The following is a 23100-nucleotide window of genomic DNA, read 5'->3' as shown; positions in this document are numbered from 1 at the left end:
TCTATCTCCCTGGACATATTATGTCTTTATTATAATCCGCTTATTTAATAAGCAGTTTCAAACAAAAGTACGTCAAAAACATGCTGTACTCGGCAGAAACAATAAAATCACATATAAAACCTTTAATCAACATAAAATACACAAATTAAACTATCCGGCTACATTATGACCACTTTACAAACGAGAACCTTAATACTCCGAAATCCAAATACAAAAACGCCAGTCATTGCTGACTGGCGTTTTTGTTAAACTTAGGCCCTTTCAGGCGACGTTATGACTTACAGTGTATAACGGATCCCGATAGCGATACCGTCATCTTCTGAAAGCGCCATCGCAGCTTCATCCACTCCGGTAAAATCGCTAAAATCTTTACGACCTTCCAAGTAGATAACCGTATTGGCATCCATCAGATAGTGCACACCAGCAACGACAAATTGGCGCTTAAACACATCGTTAGCATAAATGGGTAAATTGGGCTGAATGACATAATCTTTACCCGCATCTAAAATGTTATAGGACACGAAGTAACGTAGACCATTATCGAATTTGTACGACAGTAACGTTTCAGCCCCAACAGCCTCTTTAATCAAACGGCCTAAATTATCGGTATCGTGGTTTTCTTGCTTGTTAATGTTAGCGGCTGCATACCAACCATTAGCATCAAACCCGCCCCACATTATGCCTGCACCGTAGATAAGATCGACAGCGGTAGTTGATTCGCCATTCCCAAAGCTAACGTCAAATTCACCACGGTTAACACCAGCGGTTAAGGTCAATTTGTCAGTTGCTTTATAAGTCACAGCAAAACCATAGGTTTCGTCATAATCAACTTGCTGGGCAGATCTATCACCAGTCTCCCATAACTTTTTGCAGTCATCTTGGTCAGGCACAGAATCACAAGTATAAAAACTGCTGTTTTTTAGCTGTACTTGCGCAGCAATACTCACGTCACCAAACGTGTTACGGTATTGAACTGTTTTATCACCCCGACCGACACCGTTGACTGCACCATCATCTTTGTTAAAGGTGTAAACACCAGCGGTATTGCCATCCCAGACAAAACCATAGTTAGTGCCATAAACAACATCGTACCAAGCTCCCCATTGTTTACCGATGGTGAGTGTGCCGTATTTATCGTGGCTCAGTCCGGCATAACCTAAACGGTTATAAAAAAATTCATCTTGAACAGATTCAAAGCGATTGCTATACACAATATCACTGTTGCCAACAGGGTTAACGCCCCATTCCAACTTAGCAAACGCATTCCAGCCATCGCTTAACTCGCGGCTGAAACCAAAATTAATTCGAGAAGCACCATTAACAACCTCTGTTTCACCTTGAGTGTTGATTACGCGCGCATCAATAAACCCCCCTATTTCCACTGCATTTTTATCATCTTTGTAGATTTCAATTGCAGATACGGTTGGTGCAAGAAAGAGTGCTGCTAGCGCAGTGGCGACTATCGTTTTGTTCATTTGGTGCTTAACCTTCTCGTTTATGTTCTATCAACGTCATTCCGTTGTTATTTTTCCTTACAATTTCCCGCTGAGAGTAGCAAATTTTAATTAAACTCTCCAAGGGAAACCGAAGGACTCTATAGATAAACATCACAAAAACAGACCATTTAACCGCCACAAAACAGATTAAAACACTACAAATAACAGAAAATCAAACACAAACAGCACACCAATAACATCAAATTAACGACAGCTGTTTTGAGGCAATATTAGTGTAATTTAATTTCATTATTGAAAAAACAGGCTCAGCAATAGGACCGATTTGTTTATCAATGTAATACTGATAGTCAATTGTAGACGATCTATGGGAAACTGGCTCAGGACCGTTTACCGTGATGACATAATCAATCTGTGCACCTCTCTTGCTATAGGATGCCTTGCCGGTTAATTCACAAAGCTGCCGTGCGACTTTCACATGGGGGGAGGATTTGGCAGTGTATTCTTCGAGATTTCGACGCATTCGCTTACTAAAGATCAGCTCATCATCCCGTTTTCCGGCCTGAAGTTCGCCTATGACATCCGCGAGATAACCGCTAATATCTCGCTGATTGAACATTCGCTCATAGAGTTCGGCCTGAACCTTTCTCGCTAAAGGGCTCCAATCACTTCGAACCTGTTCCATCCCCTTAAAAGTGATTTCCAACTCGCCGCTCACATTACGCCAAGCGCCAACATAGCGCTTTTTACTTCCCTCCTCAGAGCCCCTCAAGGTTGGCATGAAAAACTGCTCGTAGTGCCGCTCAAACTGTAACTCGAGAAAACTTTCTAGCTCAAAGTCCTTGGTGATTTTAGCCTGCCAGTTTGCATTTATTTGCGCGGCAATCTGTTTACCTAAGGCAGAAATATCACTTAAATCAGGCTCATAACCTAAGTGAACAAAGGTAGAATCGGTATCACCATAAATCACTTGATAGCCCATCTCCTCAATCCAAGCGCGAGTCTGTTTCATAATCTGATGACCACGCATGGTAATGGAGCTCGCCAACTTTGCATCATGGAATACACAACCTTGGGAACCTAACACCCCATAAAGTGAATTCATAATAATTTTAATCGCTTGCGATAAAGGCGCATTCGCTTCCCGCTTAGCTTTTTCGCGCTGCTCAGATAGTGTTTGAATAAGCTTTGGCAAAATAGGCTGTCGCCGACTAAAACGAGCCCCTAAAAAACCGGTAACGGTTTCAGACTCATCCAAAACGAGCGAATCATCGCCCAAGCCTTCAATGAGCCCTTTGGGATCGATCAAAAAAGTACGGATTATCGAGGGATAAAGACTTTTAAAGTCAAAAACTAAAATATGCTGATAAAAGCCAGGGACAGAATCCATCACATACCCGCCAGGGCTTTCAATCCCTTGACTGGCAGGTTCTGCGGGCGCGACGTAACCAGCACGGTGTAAATGCGGTAGGTATAAGTGATTAAATGCAGCGACCGATGCCCCCACTCGGCCCAGTTCTAATCCGGTTAACTCGGCGCGTGCGAGGGCAAAATCCCACAATTGAGTATGTTCAAAGATATCCCACACCAATCGGCTATCAGTCAGATTATAGTGAGCAAGCGACTGTTTATCTTCAGTAAATAAAGCGTCGATTTCTTGGACTCGATTTTCCACATCATGAATCGCTTTGCCTTCACCGAGCAATGCTTGGGCGACAAATTCCAAGGAAAAACGTTCAAAGTGATAAAATGCCGCCTTCAACCAATCGATACCGTCAAGCACCACTCGCCCTGGTAAGTTTAAGGTTTCAGGTCGAAATTTATTATCAACTTTCCATTCAAGTAGTGCGCCGCCACGACCTAGTCGTAAAGGAATGCGATGCAACAAAGCTCGGCGATATAGCAAAGCCAAGTCAAAGGTCACCACAGACCAACCAATGATCACATCGGGATCAAACTCCGCAAACCATGCAATCAACCGACGAATAAGCATCGCCTCATCGCTCACCCATTCGATGTACTGCGGAGCATCAGATTGCACCTCACCCACCATAATCACTTTTTCATAGGGTTGAGCCTGAGCGTCACGCCCATAAAGCGCCACCGAATAGAGTAAACCATCAAAACTGCATTCAAAATCAAGTGAAATCGAGCGCAATTTAATCGTTGGCTGCGGCGCAATCGCTTTTGCGCGCATCGCAGTGAAAACCGATAAATGTCCCTGACTGTTCTCACTTTTGTTAATAGCCTGAATTGCTGAGTCGTTGTCACATTTTATGTTGTTAGCTATCTTGTTAGCATAGTGCCCTAAAAAAGCCACATCGAGAGCGACAAAGCGTTCAATTAAAAAACGCTGCTCAGGGCGAATATCAGCCTCGAATAATGGAATACCCGCATCGTTTGCAATCCGTTGTAAACTTCGAAATGCGCTACTGGACTTGGCATAAATCCCCGCCACGGCTTGTCTTTTAAAGCTCTTAAGTTCAAGTGGCACAAAACGTAGCGCCAATCCCGGCGTTTGTAACTGCAATGCCTGAATATCTGTTTGATGACAAAAGCAAATGTATTCAGTGTCTGGCAATTCCATCAGCACAGGGCCCGATTCTGTAGCGAGATAGTATTGCAACAACAGATTGCCATCTCGTGCAATCGCGTGGCGTGTCAACACTCGGCCCTGTACACTCTCAGGCGTCAAGCTGGCAAAAGTCGGCGTGCTGGGGTTGCTCAACTGCGGTCTCAATCTTATGCTCTCGCTAGGTTTTCAATTAAATCGCCATAAAATGGCAGAAAAGTTTCTTAGGCTATGCAATCACTGTTATTATGTACAGCATTAATTCGATAAAGTAGTGCCGCATGTTACCTGACAACGTAAAAAACCAGATCCGCGCTATCTATAAGGATATTGCCGCCTCTTTGCCTAATTTTAGGCCACGACGCGAGCAAAACTTTATGGTGGCAGAAATCTCTAAAACACTTGCAGGTGACTATGACAAAGATAGACGCATCATAGTGGTCGAAGCCGGTACGGGGATTGGTAAATCATTATCTTACATTTTAGGCACGATCCCGCTGGCGCTGGCGAGTAAGAAAAAGGTCTGTATCGCCACCGCAACAGTGGCACTACAAGAGCAGTTGCTACACAAAGATCTGCCGTTTTTCCTTGAACAATCAGGGTTAAACTTTCGCTTCGGACTGGTGAAAGGCCGCCAGCGTTATGTTTGTTTATCCAAGCTTGCCATGCTGATTGGTGATGATAACAGCACCCAAATGGCGATGTGGCAAACGAAGCCGGATAATAGCCAAATTGCCATGCTACAAACGCTGTTAAACGACGTTAACGAAGGTCGTTGGAACGGTGAAATTGACACCTTATCAACGCCAATACCGGATCATCTCTGGCAACAAATCGCCTGCGATAAACACAGCTGTCATAGGCAGTTAGCTAGCCATCGTAATTGTCCCTTCCATAAAGCACGTGAGGATGTGGATACTTGGGATGTACTGATTGCTAACCACAGCTTGTTGTTTGCCGATTTAGAGCTGGGTGGCGGGGTAATTTTGCCCAATCCCGAAGACGTATTTTACGTGATTGACGAAGCTCACCACTTGCCGATTGTGGCTCGGGACTTTTCCAGCGCACAGGCAACACTAAGAGGCGCCGCCGACTGGCTTGAAAAAGTCGGCAAGACCAGCGCTAAGTTACAAAATCAGATAAAAAGCAACAATATCATCGCACCGGCGCAGGCGATGCAGGATCATATTGGCGATCTCATTGGCCAACTTAACCAGGTTGCCCACTACTGTGATACCCAAACCAAGCAGTTTGCAAACCCCGAGAGCCGTTATCGCTTCGAGCATGGCAAATTACCAGGCGCGCTAAAAATCCCCGCCGAGAACCTCGCGGCCACTTCCAATCTCGCCCTTAAGCAATTTAATAAGATGCAATTATTGCTCGCAGAAGCGATAAAAGATGGCGATATTCCTAAGCACCAAGCGGAAGCACTTCAGGCTGAAATGGGCTTTATGTTGCAACGGCTTGAAAATCTACAAAAGCTCTGGAAGATGATGGCCAAGGAAGACTCCAATAAAGGTGCCCCAATGGCCCGTTGGATTGAGTTAATTACAGGTAAGCAAGTCGATTACCTATTCAGCGCCTCGCCGATTGAAGTGGGCTTTATGCTGGAAACCATGCTTTGGCAAAAGGCCGCGGGGGTTGTGCTGTGCAGTGCCACACTGCGCGCACTCAATAACTTCGACCACTTTGCCCATCAAGTGGGATTATCGCTAAAGGACGGCAGCCGTTACCTTGCGTTGCAATCGCCCTTTGATTATCCCAATAACGCCACACTTTACTTACCTAAAATGAAAACCGAGCCGACGGACGATGCCTATACCGCCGAACTTGCCGAACAAATCCTTCAACTGATTGAGGGTGAAATGGCAACCTTAGTACTGTTCGCTTCCTACTGGCAAATGGAAAAAGTCGCCGAATTGCTCGAAGGTAAACTTGCGCTCGAAATCCTAATTCAAGGCAATGCGCCACGCCAACAACTGCTCGAAACCCATAAGGCCAAATGTGACAAAGGTGAGCCGAGCATCTTATTCGGTACTGGCAGTTTTTCTGAAGGCTTAGACTTACCAGGGGATTACCTGACTAACCTCATCGTCACTAAATTGCCCTTTGCTGTGCCAACCTCGCCCGTAGAACAAGCCCATGCTGAATATGTGAAAATAAAGGGCGGAAATCCGTTCCTGCAACTGACCATTCCAGATGCATCGCGAAAACTGATCCAAAGTTGTGGTAGATTACTGCGCAAAGAGCAGGATTATGGCCGCGTCACTATTTTAGATAGGCGATTAGTGACCAAACGTTATGGCAAATCTTTGCTAGACGCTCTGCCTCCCTTTAGACGAGTCATAGAGTAGGATTAAGATTTGGAGTTGTTACTCGAGCCCAGTAACTGGGCCTTATTGGCCGCCATTGGCTTAGTTGCCGGTTTTATCGATGCCGTGGTCGGTGGTGGAGGCTTATTATCAATCCCTGCACTACTCACCCTTGGCATCCCGCCTCATACCGCCTTAGGTACCAACAAATTTGCCGCCAGTTTTGGCTCTTCAATGGCTGCTTGGACCTTTTATCGTCAACACTTACTCAAACCCGCCTTTTGGTATATGGCGTTTGTCGCCACTTTTATTGGTGCAGTCTTAGGCAGCATCTTGGTTTATTTGTTAAATGCACAATGGCTTGAAAAAGCCTTACCACTGCTGATTATCGGCATCGCGATATACAGTTTGCTCAGCCCCAATGCCATCTCAGATACTGATTGCCAAGCGCCGACACAAACTCAGCCTAAGTTGAAACAAAGCCTACAAGGTTTGATACTGGGCGCATACGATGGTTTTGCTGGCCCCGGCATTGGTGCATTTTGGACAGTCAGTTCGGGGACGCTCTATAAACTGCCATTGTTACATAGCTGCGCGCTCGCTAGAGCCATGACCTTTACCAGTAACCTGACCGCACTGGCGATTTTTGGCTATCTAGGACAAGTACACTGGCAGATAGGCCTGTGGATGGGGCTCTCAATGATGCTAGGTTCCTTTGTTGGCGCACGCTGTGCAATAAAATTTGGCATGCCATTTATACGGCCTTTATTTATATTAATCGTCCTGTCAATTGCCGCTAATCTGGCGTGGAGCGCATGGTTTTGAACACATCGCAGCTAATCAGTACGTTGAAAAATCAGCTAAAAACATTAGAGCAAGAAGTACTGCAACACGACAGTCACCTTGTGCCAAGCCAACGCAAACTTCTGCAAGATATTGAGCGCTTTAATCAGTCACTGTTCATTCAGCATGGCGCTCAACTTATGCCATGCATTGAGCAAATTCGCAGTAGTATCGTCCAGTTAGAGAAGCAAATTGCACTAAAACTCGCGCCGCAAACCATCGCCATGAGCTGTGAGCGTATCCAAGACAGATTTACCGCGGTTAAACGCGCCTTACTGACAACATCGATTGACGTAAAGTCCAAAAATCAACAACGAGCAAGTAAACGCGCGCGTTTTGCTCAGCAGCAAAACCAGTCCCACCAAGCGAGTGGGTTTGCTTGGATCGCTAGCAATGTGTTACAAAATAGCCACGAAATCTATGCAGAGCTGAATAAGCATCTGAATTGGGCGAAGAAATTCGAACAAAAAATTGCAGAAATGGAATCAAAACTTGAAAACTGTCATAGTGCTGACAAAATCAGTTTGCAAAATGACATCCTTTTGATGCATCGTCGTTTAGGTAAATGCAGGCAAGCTATCAGTTATATCGAAGATCGCATTCAAGCATTCGAACGTCCACATCAGAGCCATAATCGTTAAGGAGCAACAATGAAATCACTTTTGCCAATCAGCAGCCTGCTAGTGCTACTCGGCTCTGCCTCAGTCTCTGCCGCAGATCTGAATATCCCTATGTCATTCGAATACCTTGCCCTCGACGGCAAAAAAGTCGAGTCCAGCGTATTCAACCATAAAAGCAGTTTAGAATTGGCGCCCGGCACCCACAAAGTCGCTATTCGCTACCACGAAATGGTGGAAGATGATTTCAGTGACAGCCAAACTTTTGTTAAATCATCTCCCTTTATTGTGACCCTAGAGGTCGATGGCGATCATCAATATTATTTACAAGCCGCTGAAGGCAAAGTCGTTAAAAAGCCTAAAGTGTTTGCCCAAAATCCCCAAGTAGTACTAACCCGTGCTGACAAAGGTCAAGTGAACTATCAGGTCACGAATACAAACATTGAAGAAGAGAGCTTCGTATCTCGTCTATTCAGTGGTAACCAAGCGGTGGATGTTTCTGGTACTGCTGCCACAGCGACAGGTGTTGCAGTCGCAGCGACGCCAGCACCTACATCAGCGCAAGTCGCAGTAAGTGCGACAGCAACAACATCGCCAACCGACGCCTCAAAAGCAACCGGTGCAAACCCACAGCAGATGTTGCAGTACTGGTGGTTACAAGCTGACGAGAAAACTCGTAAAGAGTTTATGAGCTGGGCAATTTCACAGCTCTAATCTACATGATCCCATTGGTTTATCACGCCAGCTACTCTAAGCTGGCGTTACCCATCCACCATCGCTTCCCTACCACAAAATACGCACATCTTTATCAGTATCTGCTCGATAACCAACTTGCCACGCCTACACAATTTCACACTCCTACGCCAATGACAGCCGAAGAGATAATGCAAGTGCACCATCGGGATTACGTTGAGCAGTTTATTGATGGCACCTTAGCGACTTCTGCACTCAGGCGCATTGGATTTCCCTGGAGTGAAGCATTGGTCGAGCGCACTTTGCATTCCCTTGCGGGCACCAGTTTGACAGCAGCCTTAGCATTGCAAACAGGCATTGCACTGCACTTAACTGGAGGTTATCACCATGCGCATTATGAGTTCGGCAGTGGCTACTGTATTTTCAATGACTTAATTATTGCGGCGAGAAAGCTTATCATAGAGCAGCAACTGCATAAGATTTTGATTTTTGATTGTGATGTTCACCAAGGCGATGGCACCGCCACACTTAGCCAACTACATCAAGGGATTATCAGTTGCTCTATTCACTGCAAAGACAACTTCCCCAGCCGTAAACAACATTCACACTATGATATTGAACTTGTTAAAGGCACTGATGATAGCGCCTATTTAGACACCGTTGAGCAGACTCTCGAGTTGCTAATTCGTCTACATCAACCGGATTTAATCCTCTATGACGCTGGCGTTGATATCCATCAGGATGATGACTTAGGCCATCTACAGATCAGCCAGCAAGGGCTCTATCAGCGTGATGTTACTGTGCTCTCCATGGCAAGAGCGGCAAATATTCCTGTCGCCGCGGTAATTGGCGGCGGCTATAGCAGAGACGCACTACAATTAAGCCAAAGACATAGCCAACTTTTTATTGCAGCAAACCATTTATGGTTGCAAACTCAATAAAAACCATCATGGAGCACAACGATGCAACTCGAAATCCGTAACTATTACGAAGTTCTCTTAATGGAAATGTTATCCGATGAAGGCCTCATGGATGAACTGCCGGAGGATTATTTAGCTGATCTTTGCTGTGTCACGCTCAATCAACTGCCCGTACGTTATATTCGCCACTTAGTCGACACCTACTTTTTTGAAGATTACGATGAATTGCAAGAACTTAAACGGGAAATCCAAGCCGCACTCGAAAAATCTCGCGCCTTTCTAAAACAGAATTTACAAAAAAGAATGCAGGAAGAAAGCTAAGAATAAATCGATTTTAAAATACATGAATTGGAACAAAGAATCGTCAACAGATTAAATACATTAGTTAAATTATCGAAGAATGTGGTTACACACCGATATAAAAGGGAAAACGAATAGTGATTATAACAAGATAGGATATTTGGAGGTTCCCCTAGAGCCGACACCCCGGCACACGAGTCGCTTGCTGCGGTTGCTCCCTTCCGGGCCTGGCCGAGTTCACAAGTTATCATTGCGGGGGGACCCTAGGGTCACCATAACTTCGAGCGCATCAAGATGATGACTGAACGACGCGGATTATCCCCCATGCCTTCTATGGGATCAAGTGTTAATCCACCCGTTTGGTAAATATCTAGTTTAACTGGACAATCTATAGGCAAACCCAAGTATTAAAATGATAAAAGCCTGCAAATGCAGGCTTTCTCTTCGCTAAACAACACTCGAGCTCAAACAACTCAAGATGATGCAATCGTGTTACAACTTAATCATATGACGATTTTGCTCAATCAGCTTAGCGCCAATACCTGAGACATTGGCTAACTCATCAATGGCCTTAAATTGTCCATTTTGGGTACGATAATCGATGATGGCCTGCGCCTTTGCGACACCAATACCCTTTAACAGTTGTAATTGTTCAGCCGAAGCGGTGTTGATATTGACTTGCGCCGCATCTGGCAATGCTTGTTTAGCATCGTTTGCCATGTTTTTGGCCTCAGTTTTCGCTTGGCTTTGCACCTTAGAGGCTTCTTTTACCGGATCTGCCGCAATCGCAGGTATGGTTAACAGTGCGGAAAATACAACAGCACATACAACTGCAGGTAAGCTAGATTTTACTTTCATAATAGTTCCTCTCTCCTTGAAATTCGGCCTTTCGTCCAACTTCCGTGGCCACCAATCAAACATAGACGAAGCTTTTACAAATTTCCAAATGCCAAAGTACAAATATTACCTATGGCTAAAATGGGGATATTAAGAACCGTTATTATAGGGATGCCATACAACGAAAAAGACACCATGAAGGCATCCTTTCCTAAAAAAATGGTTTTTTAAAAATTACACTAACGCAGCTAATGCCTGGCTCAAATCAGCGATGATATCGTCGCAATCCTCTAAACCGACAGAAATTCTCAGCAGATTATCACCAATTCCGGCTGCGGCACGCGCTTCTGGCGAATAAGGAGAGTGGGTCATTGAAGCCGGATGTTGAATAAGAGATTCCGCATCGCCCAGACTGACCGCAATCGAAAATAATTTAAGGTTGCCAACAAACGCCATCGCCTGAGTAAAATCAGCGGCTAATTCAAAGGCGATCACCCCTCCTGCACGCCGCATCTGTTGGCCGATAAATCGATGACCTGAATGGGATTTAAGTCCTGGATAGTAAACTCGTGTCACTGCAGGGTGTTGCTCTAAAAACTCAGCAACCCGCTGCGCACTCTCACAATGGCGTTGCAAGCGCACATCTAAGGTTTTAAGGCCTCGTAGGATAAGCCAAGCATCGTGGGGAGACATCACCGCACCAATATCTTTAAGAATTTCATATTTGACTCGGTGCAATTGTGCTTCACTACCACAAACAATGCCCGCAATCACATCACCATGCCCATTTAAGTACTTAGTCGCACTGTGCACCACAACATCAATGCCCAGCGCTATCGGTTGCTGCAGCAGCGGCGTCATAAACGTATTATCGACAATACTTGTCAGACTATGTCGTTTGGCAATAGCTGCAATGGCGCTCAGATCAAATACCTGCAAATGAGGATTCACTGGCGTTTCACAAAAAATCACCTTGGTATTGGGTTTAATAGCCCGCTCAATCAACTCTACATCACTAAAGTCAACTAAAGTCACCTCAATACCGAAACGGGCAAATTGGTTGGTCATTAGCGCAAAAGTACACCCATATACCGCATTAGATGCCACAAGATGATCACCTATCTGTAAGTTTGCAAGTAGCGCTGCCGAAACCGCCCCCATCCCCGATGCAGTTGCTGCTGCGGCTTCAGCCCGTTCTAATATCGCCATTTTACGCTCGAGCTCTGCAACGGTCGGATTACCAAGGCGGGTGTAGATATAGCCTGGCTCGTTACCCGCAAAACGTTCGCCCCCCTGCTGCGCCGAATCAAACACAAAAGTTGCAGTTTGATAAAGTGGTGTGACTAAAGAACCGAAGGCCTCTCGCTCATGTCCGGCATGAATGGCTTGGGTCGCCGCTTTCCACATTTTGCTTGATTTATCTTGCATTGCTTGCTCCTTGTTATGCCATAACATCATTCAATTTTTGATTCATTGTTTGAGGAATGATGTTTTGTTTATCTTTTAAATAACCCATCAATGAAACATTAGCCTTATCGAATAAGTACTAACATAACCCGCTGAGCGGGTGATACCAGTACCATGGTGAAAATAGCAATAGAGACGCTGTAACTAAGTTGTTACATTTAAGATGTTGTGGCAGAACGTTAGACATAAAAAATGCGCTAACGACATCGTCATTAGCGCATTAAAATCAAGCCATAAAGTGTATTTTAGCTAAGTGACTTCTCTTTCGAACTCGTGTTAACTTCAGTGCCTTCTAACTGAGTTTTAAGGGCATCACGTCCATCTTTAGTCAATAAATTCCCCGCAAATTGTTTAAGTTCCATCAACAATTCTTGATGGACTTTAGTCAATTTAGGCCGCTGTTCATCCTTGAAACGGATGGGACGGCACAGTGCCATGGCCTGATATCCTAGGCGAGCGGTTAACAAACCGCCCCCTAATCCTTGGGCAAGCCGCGCGGATAATTTACCCGTCATCTCGACCGACAGCAGTTGAGTGCCTAAGTCCGTCACTAACTCACTGGTGCCGGCATAAATAATGTTGATCACTATGCTGCGAATGAGTTTAATCCGGCTCCAGTAACCCAATTCGATACCATAACAAGCGGCGACATCACGCAGCATTCGCTGATTACGCCAAAGAATGATCGCCATATCCAATACTGCAAGCGGGCTGGCCGCCAATAACACCGCAGACTCGGCCGCATATCGACGCACGATTTTTTTCGCGAGTTCGTCCCGCTCCGTTAGCACTAAGTCCTCAAACAACAATACTTTTTCGGCATCATTATGTTCATCTTTTAACGAATGGCGCAGCCGTTGTAATCCTTGGCTATCGGGGTAATGCCGCACGATATTATCGATAAAACCATCGGCCTCACCCATTTGCATACTCAGGGCTAGCCTTGCTCCTGTCTCTTGCGTATCAGCAACTTGTTTAAGCCGTTTGAGTTTTCGATATTCGCCAATAACACCCACTATGGCCCAGCTGCCCACAATCCCAAGCACAGCGCCATAAAAACTAAATAGCCACGGACTTTCAAGCCATGCATCCCGCAAACCAAGGACTGTTTGCACTAGCGTGAGTAACAGTAATGCCATTAGTGATAAGCGCGCCAACCAAGACCAACGGCGGGATTGATGTAATTTAGGGCGAATGGATTCGACATCCAATGCTTGCGGATGGGCCGCTAACGCCTCATCAACAACGTCATCAATCGCCGTTATCGGGGTTTGAGGCGCAAACATTTGCGCACTTTTTAACTCATCCGTTGCAGACTGAAGTTTGACCTGTTCAGCATCAAATACTTGCTGTTTTTTAAGCGATTGAGTTACACGCGCAGCGGCGGATACAGACTTGTCTGCCCCGTTGGCATGCGGCTCAGTTGAATGTGGTAACAACTCTACACTCATTCCAATTTATCCCCCACGAGATACTGTAAAAGGTGGTCGAGACGGATATGGTCAAAATGCACCGAAGAAGGATCGACATTAGTGTTATCCGGCGGTGCAAAACCAATAAAGTTAAAGCCCTGTTCACGCCAAAAGTCCGGCTCAGGTAAGCGAGTAGGTACTTCGCCAGGAAACAAGGTCAGGGCTTGCCCATTCAATCCGGTGCCCTGTACGACTTCCACATCTCCTTCTTGGGTGGTCACCATGCCGTGGCGCGTTGCCTTAATCGCACTAATGGCCATGGTCTCAACTTTACAACCCTCGAAACCAGCAAAGTGCTGACTGTGCTTGAGCATATCGGTGAGCAAAGATAGCACATGACTTTGTTGATCCCGCGTGACATGATCAACCTTACTGGCGGCAAAGAGCAAACGGTCAATCCGCGGCGCAAAAAGTCGACGTAAATAACTGGATTGCCCGTATTGAAAACTCTCCATAATGGCATTTAGTGCTGCGCCCATATCTTCGAATTGTGACTTGCCACGATTTAACGCACTAAAGCAATCAACGAGCACCACCTGACGATCAAACCCTGCAAAATGTTGTTTATAAAAAGGTTTAACAACCTTAGCGACATACTCTTGATAGCGCTTTTCCAGCACATGAAAAGCACTGTGCTTATCACTTTGTTTAAGGTTGCTCCACTGAGCATTAGTCACAGATAGCAGCGGGAAAAACGCCAGCAGCGGCGCACCTTGCCACTCACCGGGTAATAACATCCGCCCAGGCTGCGCTTGGTAATAGCCCTGCACGTGCACTAAATCATGCAATAACTGCTGATATTGATCGGCAAGCCGTTTCAGTTCAGATTCATCAGCCATCGCCGCTAAATTGAGTGCATTTAACGACGTTTCAAACCCCGCGTATAAAGGCGAACTCTTCAAAACAGCAATCCGTTGCTGCTGGGTAGTACACCACTCAATATAGCTTTGGCGCAACATCGGTAAATCTAAAAGCCACTCACCGGGATAATCCACAATATCTAAATATAGCGTTGCGGCATCGGCAAACTTGGCGAGTAATCCCTTTTCTGGCCGATATTTAATGGCTAAACGCAACTCAGAAATAGTGCGAGTCGATTCAGGCCAAGTAGGAGGATTTGAAGTAAGCGCTAACATAGCTCCCTGATAATCAAAACTCGCGATTTCAAGATCTGGCTGCATCGCGCGCTTAACCCCAAGCAGACGTTGTTCACGACTCACCTGCCACAGTGGCAACCCGTTTTGACGGGAATGCGACACTGTAGATACCGCGCCGCTATTGAGCAATTGATTAACTAATCCCGTGATAAAAGCTGTTTTCCCCGCCCCCGATAACCCTGTTACCGCAAGGCGCAAATGCCTATCGGCCGTTCTGTGGAGCAGAGATTGGCTCTTTTGAGTGATTTTATGGAGCGATACATCAAGCATTCCCATAAGGATTTCCCTAAATGTTGAATGAGATAACTATATACTGGAATTGACGAGAGATGACACTGGAATCAACTAAGATAAAACAACAAGGGCGGACATGGCCGCCCTTTAGAGGGATTACAAACTATTGATTTGTCTTTTTAAATCAAAATTGTCAGAAGTGACATGGCGCTCAAGGTTTTGCAATCTCACCTCAAGGCTCCTAAACTGACGATTCACATCGCTCAGCGCCTGTTTAGCAGGCTCTCCCGACTGCCAAGGTTTCTTCTTCACTTCAATGTCATCCCTAACAGAGCTATTTTGAGGTTTGATGTCGAGTATTACCCATAACGCCACATAGATAATAAAGACGACACCCGAACCACCCAATAGGAAGATAGAAACAGCAAGTACACGTACTAACCAAGTTTCAATCGCAAAGTATTCAGCTATCCCTGCACACACACCGGCGATTTTACCTGACTGGGGAATACGGTACAAAGTACGGCCGCTAGTTCCTCTCATGTTTCCCCCTCCATTCAGGCGATTCTGAATCAAGAATCGCCTCTAAGGTTTCGATACGTGCAGCCATTTTATCGGCTTTCGCAATCAAGTCATTTAGCTGTGAAAACTCTTCCTCAGTGAGTCCCTGGCTCACTTGTCGCTTACTGCGATAATGAAGAACTAACCATATTGGCGCCACTACTATCATAAAGATGATAATCGGAGCCATTAGTATGTCCATATCCATAACTCACCTCTAAAATGTTATTCTTTTGACTTAGTGGGGGCTTTGCCTTTCACTTTTGCCTTGAGCGCCTCCAGCTCGGCATTGACTGAATCTTCAGCTTCTAATGCCGCAAACTCGTCAGCTAACGTCTTTTTGCTGCCAAGGTCGTAGGATTCAACTTGTGCTTCTAATCCTTCAACACGGCGCTCATATTGCTCAAACTTAAGCATGGCATTATCAATTTTGCTTGAGTCTAACTGCTTTTTCACTTCTAAACGTGATGACGCTGTTTGAGTGCGCAAAATAATGGTTTTTTGGCGCGCTTTTGCGTCTAACAGTTTTTCCTGCAGCAGGCTCACTTCGTCTTTTAAACGAGCGATATGCTCATCCAGCACCGCCAACTCTTGGTTTAAGGTATCCACTAAACCAGCCGCTTTTTGTTTTTCAACTAAAGCCGCTTTGGCTAAATCTTCGCGGTCCTTTGAAAGAGCCAGTTCCGCTTTATCCTGCCAATCCTGAACTTGCTCCTCAACTCGGCTGATACGGCGATGCAATTCTTTCTTTTCAGCCAATACTTTTGCTGAGGTTGAACGCACTTCTACCAGTGTATCTTCCATTTCTTGGATGATCAGGCGAACCATTTTTTCAGGGTCTTCGGCTTTGTCGAGTAATGCGCTGATATTAGAGTTAATGATATCGGCGAAACGAGAGAAAATACCCATAATGCTATCCTCAAATTGATGTTGGTCTCGCTTATGGTAATACACTAACTGTGCCAACTTTTATTTATTATTTAAATTCAAATAGATAAACATTTTATTAACTTTTGCTTTATTTTACACCTCAAGCCACTTATTATGATTTTCACCAAAATTTAGCGTTAAAGACTAAAAAATATCGTGGATAATAAATTTCAGCAAGACAATCTAATCGGTCAATCAAACGCCCTGCTTGAAGTATTAGAGCATGTCTCACAAATCGCCCCGTTATCAAAACCAGTACTGATTATTGGTGAACGGGGGACAGGTAAAGAGCTGATTGCCGAACGCTTACATTATCTGTCTAAGCGCTGGGATCAAAATTTTATTAAGCTAAACTGTTCATCTTTAAGTGAAAACTTGCTTGAAAGTGAATTGTTTGGCCACGAATCTGGGGCCTTTACTGGCGCCAAAGGCAAACACGAAGGCCGTTTTGAACGGGCCGATGGTGGAACGCTGTTTCTTGACGAGTTAGCCAATACCTCAGGGTTAATTCAAGAAAAACTGCTGCGTGTCATCGAATACGGTGAATTTGAACGCGTTGGCGGCAGCAAAACGATGCAAGCAGACGTGCGTCTGATCTGTGCTGCCAACGAAGATCTGCCTTCATTAGCCGAAGCGGGCGAATTTAGGGCCGACTTACTCGATCGTTTGGCTTTTGATGTTATCACCCTGCCACCACTGCGTTGTCGCCCTGAAGATATCATGACCTTAGCGGAGTACTTTGCTGTGGGTATGGCTAGGCAGCTCAAGTTAGAACTCTTTAGCGGCTTTAGTGCAAATGCCATCGAGCAATTGATGAGTCATGACTGGCCCGGTAATATCCGTGAGCTTAAAAACGTGGTCGAGCGTAGTGTTTACCGTAATTATGGTGAGAATAGGCCCATTGAGCATATTATTCTCGACCCCTTCGCCTCACCGTACAGACCGACAACCCGAATTCGCACTCGAGAGCGACAAATCACACCACTACCTCATGTGCCCTTAACGAGCCCGCCTGTCGTTACCACAATAACCGATACAGAGGTTGTCGGAACCTCGGAGTCCATGACATTCAACTTTAACTTTCCCTTAGACTTTAAAGAGCAAACCGAGCGATATGAGATGGAGCTTATTCAGCAAGCCTTATCAGCCAGTCAGTACAATCAAAAGAAGACCGCTGAAATCCTTGGCTTAAGCTACCATCAGCTGCGCGGCATCCTTAAAAAGTACAATTTGCTCGATAAAGCATAAGCAGATTGCCCATGGGCGAGATGCACTGCTAAAATAGCGATTCATAGTCGATAAAATAATGATTTTTAAATGAGTGTGCTAATAAGACGCCTTTGCCTAACAACAGCCGTTTTCTGCATGAGTGGGTTGTTGGTTGCATGTGGCCCCCAACGACTCCCTTCTGGTTTGGTTTATTGTTCCGAAGGGAATCCCGAGTCTTTTAATCCGCAGTTAGTGACCTCCGGCACCACTATCGACGCTACATCACACCAAATTTATAGCCGCTTAGTGGACTATGATGCTATCTCTGGTCAACTCGTGCCCGCGCTGGCGACTAGCTGGGCTGAAAGTGATGATGGTCTTAGCTATCGTTTTACACTCAGGGAGAATGTTAAGTTTCAGCATTCATCCCGTTTTACACCGAGTCGCTATTTTAACGCCGATGATGTGCTGTTTTCCTTCAATCGGATTATCGACACGCATCACCCTTACCATGATGTTTCGCGCACCGGTTACCCTTTTTTCCAAAGTATTGGTTTTTCAGAGCAAGTTAACAGTGTCGAAAAAATCAATGACCATGAAGTGGTGTTTCGTTTAGCTCGAAAAGATGCGTCATTTTTATCGAATTTAGCGACTGACTTTGCAGTCATTCTCTCCAGTGAATATGCCGAGCAACAACTTGCGCTGGGTCACCCTGAAAATGTTGACCATTTTGCCATCGGTACAGGGCCTTTTACCTTAGTACATTACGCTAAAAACGAATATATTCGCTATCGCCGCAATCCTGACTTTTGGGGAGAGCCAGCGAACGTCGAGATGCTGGTCTATGATATCACTCCCAAAAGTACAGTGAGACTGGCCAAACTGATCGCGGGTGATTGCAGTGTTTCAGCCCTGCCCAAAGCGGGAGAACTGCCAGTTATCAAACAACATGAGCAGCTCAAAATCGAATCACAACCTGGGCTTAACGTGGCGTTCTGGGCCTTTAATACTCAAAAACCACCATTAGATGATGTTCGAGTGCGCCGCGCCCTTGCCCATGCAGTGGATAAACAAAATATCTTACGTGCTGTTTATCAAAATACAGCGATAGAAGCGATTGGCGTACTCCCGCCAGCCTCATGGGCCTACGACAGCAATAAAAAACTGTTAGATTACAATCCTCAAAAAGCCAGAGATCTGCTAACAGAAGCTGGCATCAATAATCTGAGCATCGATATTTGGGCAATGCCTGTTGCGAGGGCTTATAATCCTAACACACTGAAAACGGCTGAGTTAATTCAATCGGATTTGGCCAATATCGGCGTAAAAGTCAATATCATCAGTTACGACTGGAGTGTCTTTACCCAGAGATTAAGCCGCGATGAATATGACTCAGTACTGATAGGCTGGAATGCCGATAATAGCGATCCCGATAACTTCTTCACCCCACTGCTGAGTTGCTCATCGATGCAATCTAACAATAATCGCTCTCGCTGGTGTAATAAAGAGTTTGATGCGATTTTAGATAGAGCAAGGGAAGTCCCTACTCAAGCCGAGCGTAAACAAATTTATCAACAAGCCGAAGCTTTTTTAGCTGACCAAGTGCCCATGCTGAATTTAGCCCATGCAAAGCGGGTCGCTTTAACCCGTAATAATGTACATGATATGCAACTTACACCTTTTGGCGGCATTTCCTTTGTAAAAACTAACCAAACCACGCAGGAGACTAACTGATGTTAAAATACCTGCTGCGGCGCCTGAATTTATTCCTAGCGACATCACTCGTCATGATTGGTGTGCTATTTTATGCAACTGGCCAGTTTCCAGTTGAGCGCACCTTTGCCCTGACTGGTATACATTCACCTTCAGCGAGTCAGTTGGTCCAAATTGAGCAAGACTATAAATTAGATAGCAACAAAGCGATGCAGTTTATTGCTTATTTACAGCAAAGACTGGGCGGAAATTTAGGTGTATCTGTCACGTCCCATCAAAGCGTTGCAATGGAGTTGAGTACCGTTCTCCCAGCCTCCTTTGAACTCGCCTTCATGGCCGCGGTGATTGCCATTGGTTTAGGTGTTCCTTTAGGGGTTTTAGCATCACAGAGCCAGCATAAACTTACCCAAAATACCATTATGGCCATTACCCTTACGGGCTACTCTGTTCCAGTATTTTGGTTAGGTTTGTATTTATCGCTGTGGTTTGGCGTCGATCTCGGTTGGCTGCCAATTTCGGGGCAACTCAATCTTTTATATGAAATAAAACCTGTCACTGGTTTTATGCTGGTCGATATCCTACTTTCCGATTCGCAATACCGTATACCGGCTTTTAAGGATGCGTTATTGCATATCATTCTGCCCGCCACCACACTCGCTGTTCTACCTTTTACCGTAGTGGTGCGCAGTACACGCTCTGCGATGATGAATGTGATGAATCAAACCTTTATCCGCGCAGCGGAAGCCAGAGGTATGCATACTAATACCATTATTTTACGCCATGCCTTACCAAATGCGCTTATCCCTGTTTTAAAGCACTTGGGTTTAATGTTAGGCTCGTTTGCTAGCTATGCTATTGTTGTGGAAGTAATATTTTCATGGCCAGGTGTAGGTTCTTGGTTAGTATCGGGGATTTATCAGCGGGATTATACAGTTATTCAAGGCGGGATCTTGGCTGTCGCCTTGCTGATCATCTTTTTAAGTATTTTGATTGAAGTGCTGCATACTGTCTTCAATCCATTAAGCAGAAAAGATCTTTATGCCTCCAGTTAAAATTTATCAGGAAGATCAAATTGCCTCCCCTATGATGCGGGTCTGGCAAAATTTTTCGGCAAACCCTTTTGCCTTAGCTGGGCTGTGGACCATTGCTTTTTTGCTGCTGCTCACCCTCTTTGGTCCTCTCATTGCTCCCTTCGCACCTGAGGCTCAAGATCCACGCGCCCTATTATTACCACCTTCTTGGGATCCCTCGGGAACTGTATCGCACTTTTTAGGCACAGATGATCTTGGCCGCGATATTTTTAGCCGCCTGCTACATGGTGCGCATTTGACTTTTGGTATGGCATTAATGATTGTCGGTACAGCACTGTTTACCGGATTTATCATCGGGTCACTTTCAGGAATGATGCGTGGATTAAAGTCCAGTATTTTGGGTCATTTACTCGATGCGCTGCTCTCCATCCCTTCACTACTAATGGCAATTTTAGTGGTTGCCGTCATGGGTCCAGGACTTGAAAACGTGTTTTGGGCGGTAGGAATTGCCTTAACGCCACAATTTGTGCGCTCAATTCATCAATCGGTTCATGAAGAATTACAGAAAGAGTATGTTACTGCGGCCCGTTTGGATGGTGCCAATTCGATACAAATTTTTTGGTATGTGATTATGCCGAACGTCTGGGAGGTGGTGATTATTCAAACCACTTTAGCTATCTCTGCTGCGATTTTAGATATTGCCGCACTCGGCTTTTTAAGCCTTGGTGCTCAAGCCCCAAGCCCAGAATGGGGCGCTATGGTAGCGCAAGGCATGGATAATTTACTCACCGCACCTTGGACTGTGACGATTCCAGGGCTTGCGATTCTCTTTAGTGTGCTTGCCATTAACTTGGTTGGCGATGGCTTAAGATCGGCGCTTGCGCCCATCAGAAACTAACCTATGCCATTACTCGACGTTAGAAACCTGACCATTGAACTCGACACGCCCCACGGCAAAGTGCGGGCCCTTGAGAAAGTGAGCTTGACCCTCAATGCTGGTGAAATCCACGGCTTAGTTGGGGAATCAGGCTCAGGCCGCAGTCTGCTTGCCAGAGCCATTCTAGGGATCCCAGGCCCCAACTGGACCATTACGGCCGACCGCATGATGTGGGATGGTAATAATCTGATGGCCATGAGTTCAAAGGAGCGCCGTAATCTGATGGGCTCGGATATGGCGATGATCTTCCAAGACCCTTCAGGCAGCCTTGATCCTTCGCAAACTGTAGGCAGTCAGCTTATGCAAGCGATGCCGAAAAATCCTAAGGCCTATTTTTGGCAAAAGCATAAACATGCCAAGCTCACGGCGCAAAAGTGGCTTCACAAGGTCGGCATTAAAAATCCGCAAAAAGTCATGTCCAGCTACGCTTGGGAGTTGTCAGAGGGCGAATGTCAAAAAGTGATGATCGCCATGGCGATTGCCAACCAGCCAAGATTATTGATTGCTGACGAGCCGACAAACTCGATGGAGCTGAGCACTCAAGCACAAATTTTCCGCCTATTGTCGCAGCTCAACCAACTACAAAACGTGTCGATTTTAATCATCAGTCACGAGCTTGAAACGCTGGCCCAATGGTGCGATCACTTATCCGTGCTCTATTGCGGCCAAGTGATGGAGTCAGGCCCAACGGATGAACTGATTAATCAGCCCTATCATCCCTACACTAAGGCGCTATTGGATAATATGCCGGATTACTCAGGGATAGAGGCACACAAGGCGATTATGCCAACGCTGCCAGGATCGGCACCCGCTTTGCAACATCTGCCCATTGGCTGTCGCTTGGGGCCAAGATGCCCTGAAGCACAAAAGAAATGTGTTAATCAGCCAAGTTTAAGTCATTCGAGAGACCGCTACTTTGCCTGCCATTTCCCTTACCACGGTGAAACGACAAATGACGACCCCACTGCTTAAAGTTAACGATCTCTTTAAAAGATACGACACTGGTTATAAGGGTTTTACTCGCCAATATAACGATGCCCTCGCCCCAGTCTCCTTCGAGCTGAATCGCGGTGAGACCTTGGCCATCGTGGGTGAAGCGGGTTCAGGCAAAAGTACCTTAGCACGCATTTTAGTGGGCGCAGAACCTCGCAGCGGTGGTGAAATTTATTTCGAAGGCGAAGCTTTAGATAGCCGCAATATCAAACAACGCTGCCGCCTCATTCGGATGATTTTCCAAGACCCTAATACGTCGCTCAACCCAAGACTGACTATTGGCCAATTGCTCGATGAACCTTTACGCTTTAATACTCAGCTATCCGCGAAAGAGCGTAACACTCAAGTAATTGACACACTTAGAAAAGTTGGTTTATTACCCGAGCATTCTGACTTTTATCCGCATATGATTTCTGAAGGTCAAAAACAACGGGTCGCCGTAGCGCGAGCACTCATGCTCAACCCGAAAATCATTATCGCCGATGAAGCCCTGACCGCTTTGGATCTCTCTGTTCGCTCGCAAATCCTCAATTTGTTGCTGAAATTGCAAAAAGACTTAGGTTTGTCATACATTTTCGTGTCCCATAACCTCAATATTATTCGCCATGTTAGCGATAAAATTATGGTATTACACAAAGGGGTAATGGTTGAAAAAGCCCCTACAGAACAGATATTTAATTCACCTCAGCACGAATATACTCAAAGGCTTGTTCAGGAGCAGAGCCTGTTTGTTCACAAACGTTAAACTGCTCCAACCACTTAAATATTCAGGTAAATTGGCTAAAAATAGATGCCATTTAGTTGCCGAAGTATTTATCCTATTTGTCATTTTGATAGAAGAAGCTTAA

Annotated in this window: 21 protein-coding genes and 1 other RNA gene; 12 read left to right on the top strand and 10 right to left on the bottom strand. The window is 45.5% G+C overall.

Annotated elements, in window-relative coordinates; all coding sequences use genetic code 11:
- Positions 1-278: 278 nt before the first annotated feature.
- Both SO_RS08380 and SO_RS08375 read right to left on the bottom strand, forming a co-directional pair.
- Positions 279-1475 (bottom strand): porin, encoded by a 1197-nt coding sequence (locus SO_RS08380; RefSeq protein WP_011071942.1) that lies wholly within the window; start codon positions 1473-1475, stop codon positions 279-281.
- A 220-nt stretch (positions 1476-1695) separates the two neighbouring features.
- Positions 1696-4182 carry a DNA polymerase II gene (locus SO_RS08375; RefSeq protein ID WP_238560566.1) on the bottom strand — a complete coding sequence of 829 codons (2487 nt, stop codon included), beginning with the start codon at positions 4180-4182 and terminating at the stop codon, positions 1696-1698.
- Positions 4183-4307: 125 nt separating this feature from the next.
- Between SO_RS08375 and dinG the strand changes: the two genes are divergently transcribed.
- From dinG to SO_RS08345, 6 genes are read left to right on the top strand one after another with little or no spacing between them, the layout of a single operon-like run.
- Entirely contained in the window at positions 4308-6380 is a 2073-nt protein-coding gene (gene dinG, locus SO_RS08370; protein WP_011071940.1) for an ATP-dependent DNA helicase DinG, read from the top strand.
- 9 nt (positions 6381-6389) lie between these two features.
- On the top strand, positions 6390-7163 hold the full coding sequence (locus SO_RS08365) for a TSUP family transporter (protein ID WP_011071939.1): 774 nt from the start codon (positions 6390-6392) through the stop codon (positions 7161-7163).
- Positions 7154-7822: a primosomal replication protein gene (locus SO_RS08360; RefSeq protein WP_172966552.1), complete on the top strand. Its 669-nt coding sequence runs from the start codon at positions 7154-7156 to the stop codon at positions 7820-7822. The genes SO_RS08365 and SO_RS08360 overlap by 10 nt, the downstream gene beginning before the upstream one ends.
- A gap of 9 nt (positions 7823-7831) precedes the next feature.
- Positions 7832-8512 carry a DUF2057 domain-containing protein gene (locus tag SO_RS08355; protein WP_011071937.1) on the top strand — a complete coding sequence of 227 codons (681 nt, stop codon included), beginning with the start codon at positions 7832-7834 and terminating at the stop codon, positions 8510-8512.
- Between the two features lie 5 nt (positions 8513-8517).
- A complete protein-coding gene (locus tag SO_RS08350) occupies positions 8518-9432 on the top strand; it encodes a histone deacetylase family protein (protein ID WP_011071936.1) in 915 nt (304 codons plus the stop codon).
- Positions 9433-9453: 21 nt separating this feature from the next.
- On the top strand, positions 9454-9732 hold the full coding sequence (locus tag SO_RS08345) for a late competence development ComFB family protein (RefSeq protein ID WP_011071935.1): 279 nt from the start codon (positions 9454-9456) through the stop codon (positions 9730-9732).
- Positions 9733-9880: 148 nt separating this feature from the next.
- Here SO_RS08345 and ffs read toward each other — a convergent pair.
- The 8 genes from ffs to pspA all read right to left on the bottom strand — a co-directional run bounded on the left by ffs (position 9881) and on the right by pspA (position 16348).
- An RNA gene (ffs, locus tag SO_RS08340) (signal recognition particle sRNA small type) lies at positions 9881-9978 on the bottom strand.
- A gap of 225 nt (positions 9979-10203) precedes the next feature.
- A complete protein-coding gene (locus tag SO_RS08335) occupies positions 10204-10569 on the bottom strand; it encodes a ComEA family DNA-binding protein (RefSeq protein ID WP_011071934.1) in 366 nt (121 codons plus the stop codon).
- 213 nt (positions 10570-10782) lie between these two features.
- Positions 10783-11976, bottom strand: a complete 1194-nt coding sequence (gene megL, locus SO_RS08330; protein ID WP_011071933.1) for a methionine gamma-lyase — start codon at positions 11974-11976, stop codon at positions 10783-10785.
- A 284-nt stretch (positions 11977-12260) separates the two neighbouring features.
- Positions 12261-13466, bottom strand: a complete 1206-nt coding sequence (locus tag SO_RS08325) for a TIGR01620 family protein (RefSeq protein WP_011071932.1) — start codon at positions 13464-13466, stop codon at positions 12261-12263.
- Positions 13463-14920, bottom strand: coding sequence for a YcjX family GTP-binding protein (locus SO_RS08320; RefSeq protein ID WP_011071931.1), 1458 nt, complete (start codon positions 14918-14920; stop codon positions 13463-13465). The genes SO_RS08325 and SO_RS08320 overlap by 4 nt, the downstream gene beginning before the upstream one ends.
- Before the next feature lie 114 nt (positions 14921-15034).
- Positions 15035-15421, bottom strand: coding sequence for an envelope stress response membrane protein PspC (gene pspC / locus SO_RS08315; RefSeq protein WP_011071930.1), 387 nt, complete (start codon positions 15419-15421; stop codon positions 15035-15037).
- Positions 15408-15647 (bottom strand): envelope stress response membrane protein PspB, encoded by a 240-nt coding sequence (pspB, locus tag SO_RS08310; protein ID WP_011071929.1) that lies wholly within the window; start codon positions 15645-15647, stop codon positions 15408-15410. The genes pspC and pspB overlap by 14 nt, the downstream gene beginning before the upstream one ends.
- Before the next feature lie 17 nt (positions 15648-15664).
- Positions 15665-16348 (bottom strand): phage shock protein PspA, encoded by a 684-nt coding sequence (pspA, locus tag SO_RS08305; RefSeq protein WP_011071928.1) that lies wholly within the window; start codon positions 16346-16348, stop codon positions 15665-15667.
- Positions 16349-16525: 177 nt separating this feature from the next.
- Between pspA and pspF the strand changes: the two genes are divergently transcribed.
- From pspF to SO_RS08275, 6 genes are all read left to right on the top strand, one after another.
- Positions 16526-17617, top strand: coding sequence for a phage shock protein operon transcriptional activator (gene pspF / locus SO_RS08300; protein WP_011071927.1), 1092 nt, complete (start codon positions 16526-16528; stop codon positions 17615-17617).
- A gap of 69 nt (positions 17618-17686) precedes the next feature.
- A complete protein-coding gene (locus SO_RS08295) occupies positions 17687-19312 on the top strand; it encodes an ABC transporter substrate-binding protein (RefSeq protein WP_011071926.1) in 1626 nt (541 codons plus the stop codon).
- Entirely contained in the window at positions 19312-20343 is a 1032-nt protein-coding gene (locus SO_RS08290; RefSeq protein ID WP_011071925.1) for an ABC transporter permease, read from the top strand. Before SO_RS08295 ends, SO_RS08290 begins: the two co-directional genes overlap by 1 nt.
- A complete protein-coding gene (locus SO_RS08285; RefSeq protein WP_011071924.1) occupies positions 20330-21220 on the top strand; it encodes an ABC transporter permease subunit in 891 nt (296 codons plus the stop codon). The genes SO_RS08290 and SO_RS08285 overlap by 14 nt, the downstream gene beginning before the upstream one ends.
- 3 nt (positions 21221-21223) lie before the next feature.
- A complete protein-coding gene (locus SO_RS08280) occupies positions 21224-22231 on the top strand; it encodes a peptide ABC transporter ATP-binding protein (protein WP_011071923.1) in 1008 nt (335 codons plus the stop codon).
- A complete protein-coding gene (locus SO_RS08275) occupies positions 22212-22997 on the top strand; it encodes a peptide ABC transporter ATP-binding protein (RefSeq protein ID WP_011071922.1) in 786 nt (261 codons plus the stop codon). The genes SO_RS08280 and SO_RS08275 overlap by 20 nt, the downstream gene beginning before the upstream one ends.
- The last annotated feature ends 103 nt before the right edge of the window (positions 22998-23100 follow it).

Source organism: Shewanella oneidensis MR-1 (assembly GCF_000146165.2).
Classification (GTDB): domain Bacteria; phylum Pseudomonadota; class Gammaproteobacteria; order Enterobacterales; family Shewanellaceae; genus Shewanella; species Shewanella oneidensis.
The sequence above is the reverse complement of the archived record's forward strand: the minus strand, read 5'-3'. Positions and strand labels throughout refer to the sequence as shown.

Excerpts from the sequence above, each read along its gene's own strand:
- SO_RS08380 (WP_011071942.1), bottom strand. The coding sequence starts at position 1,475 with ATGAACAAAACGATAGTCGCCACTGCGCTAGCAGCACTCTTTCTTGCA.
- dinG (WP_011071940.1), top strand. The coding sequence starts at position 4,308 with ATGTTACCTGACAACGTAAAAAACCAGATCCGCGCTATCTATAAGGAT.
- SO_RS08360 (WP_172966552.1), top strand. The coding sequence starts at position 7,154 with ATGGTTTTGAACACATCGCAGCTAATCAGTACGTTGAAAAATCAGCTA.
- SO_RS08355 (WP_011071937.1), top strand. The coding sequence starts at position 7,832 with ATGAAATCACTTTTGCCAATCAGCAGCCTGCTAGTGCTACTCGGCTCT.
- SO_RS08350 (WP_011071936.1), top strand. The coding sequence starts at position 8,518 with ATGATCCCATTGGTTTATCACGCCAGCTACTCTAAGCTGGCGTTACCC.
- SO_RS08345 (WP_011071935.1), top strand. The coding sequence starts at position 9,454 with ATGCAACTCGAAATCCGTAACTATTACGAAGTTCTCTTAATGGAAATG.
- SO_RS08335 (WP_011071934.1), bottom strand. The coding sequence starts at position 10,569 with ATGAAAGTAAAATCTAGCTTACCTGCAGTTGTATGTGCTGTTGTATTT.
- megL (WP_011071933.1), bottom strand. The coding sequence starts at position 11,976 with ATGCAAGATAAATCAAGCAAAATGTGGAAAGCGGCGACCCAAGCCATT.
- SO_RS08325 (WP_011071932.1), bottom strand. The coding sequence starts at position 13,466 with ATGAGTGTAGAGTTGTTACCACATTCAACTGAGCCGCATGCCAACGGG.
- SO_RS08320 (WP_011071931.1), bottom strand. The coding sequence starts at position 14,920 with ATGGGAATGCTTGATGTATCGCTCCATAAAATCACTCAAAAGAGCCAA.
- pspC (WP_011071930.1), bottom strand. The coding sequence starts at position 15,421 with ATGAGAGGAACTAGCGGCCGTACTTTGTACCGTATTCCCCAGTCAGGT.
- pspB (WP_011071929.1), bottom strand. The coding sequence starts at position 15,647 with ATGGATATGGACATACTAATGGCTCCGATTATCATCTTTATGATAGTA.
- pspA (WP_011071928.1), bottom strand. The coding sequence starts at position 16,348 with ATGGGTATTTTCTCTCGTTTCGCCGATATCATTAACTCTAATATCAGC.
- SO_RS08295 (WP_011071926.1), top strand. The coding sequence starts at position 17,687 with ATGAGTGTGCTAATAAGACGCCTTTGCCTAACAACAGCCGTTTTCTGC.
- SO_RS08290 (WP_011071925.1), top strand. The coding sequence starts at position 19,312 with ATGTTAAAATACCTGCTGCGGCGCCTGAATTTATTCCTAGCGACATCA.
- SO_RS08285 (WP_011071924.1), top strand. The coding sequence starts at position 20,330 with ATGCCTCCAGTTAAAATTTATCAGGAAGATCAAATTGCCTCCCCTATG.
- SO_RS08280 (WP_011071923.1), top strand. The coding sequence starts at position 21,224 with ATGCCATTACTCGACGTTAGAAACCTGACCATTGAACTCGACACGCCC.
- SO_RS08275 (WP_011071922.1), top strand. The coding sequence starts at position 22,212 with ATGACGACCCCACTGCTTAAAGTTAACGATCTCTTTAAAAGATACGAC.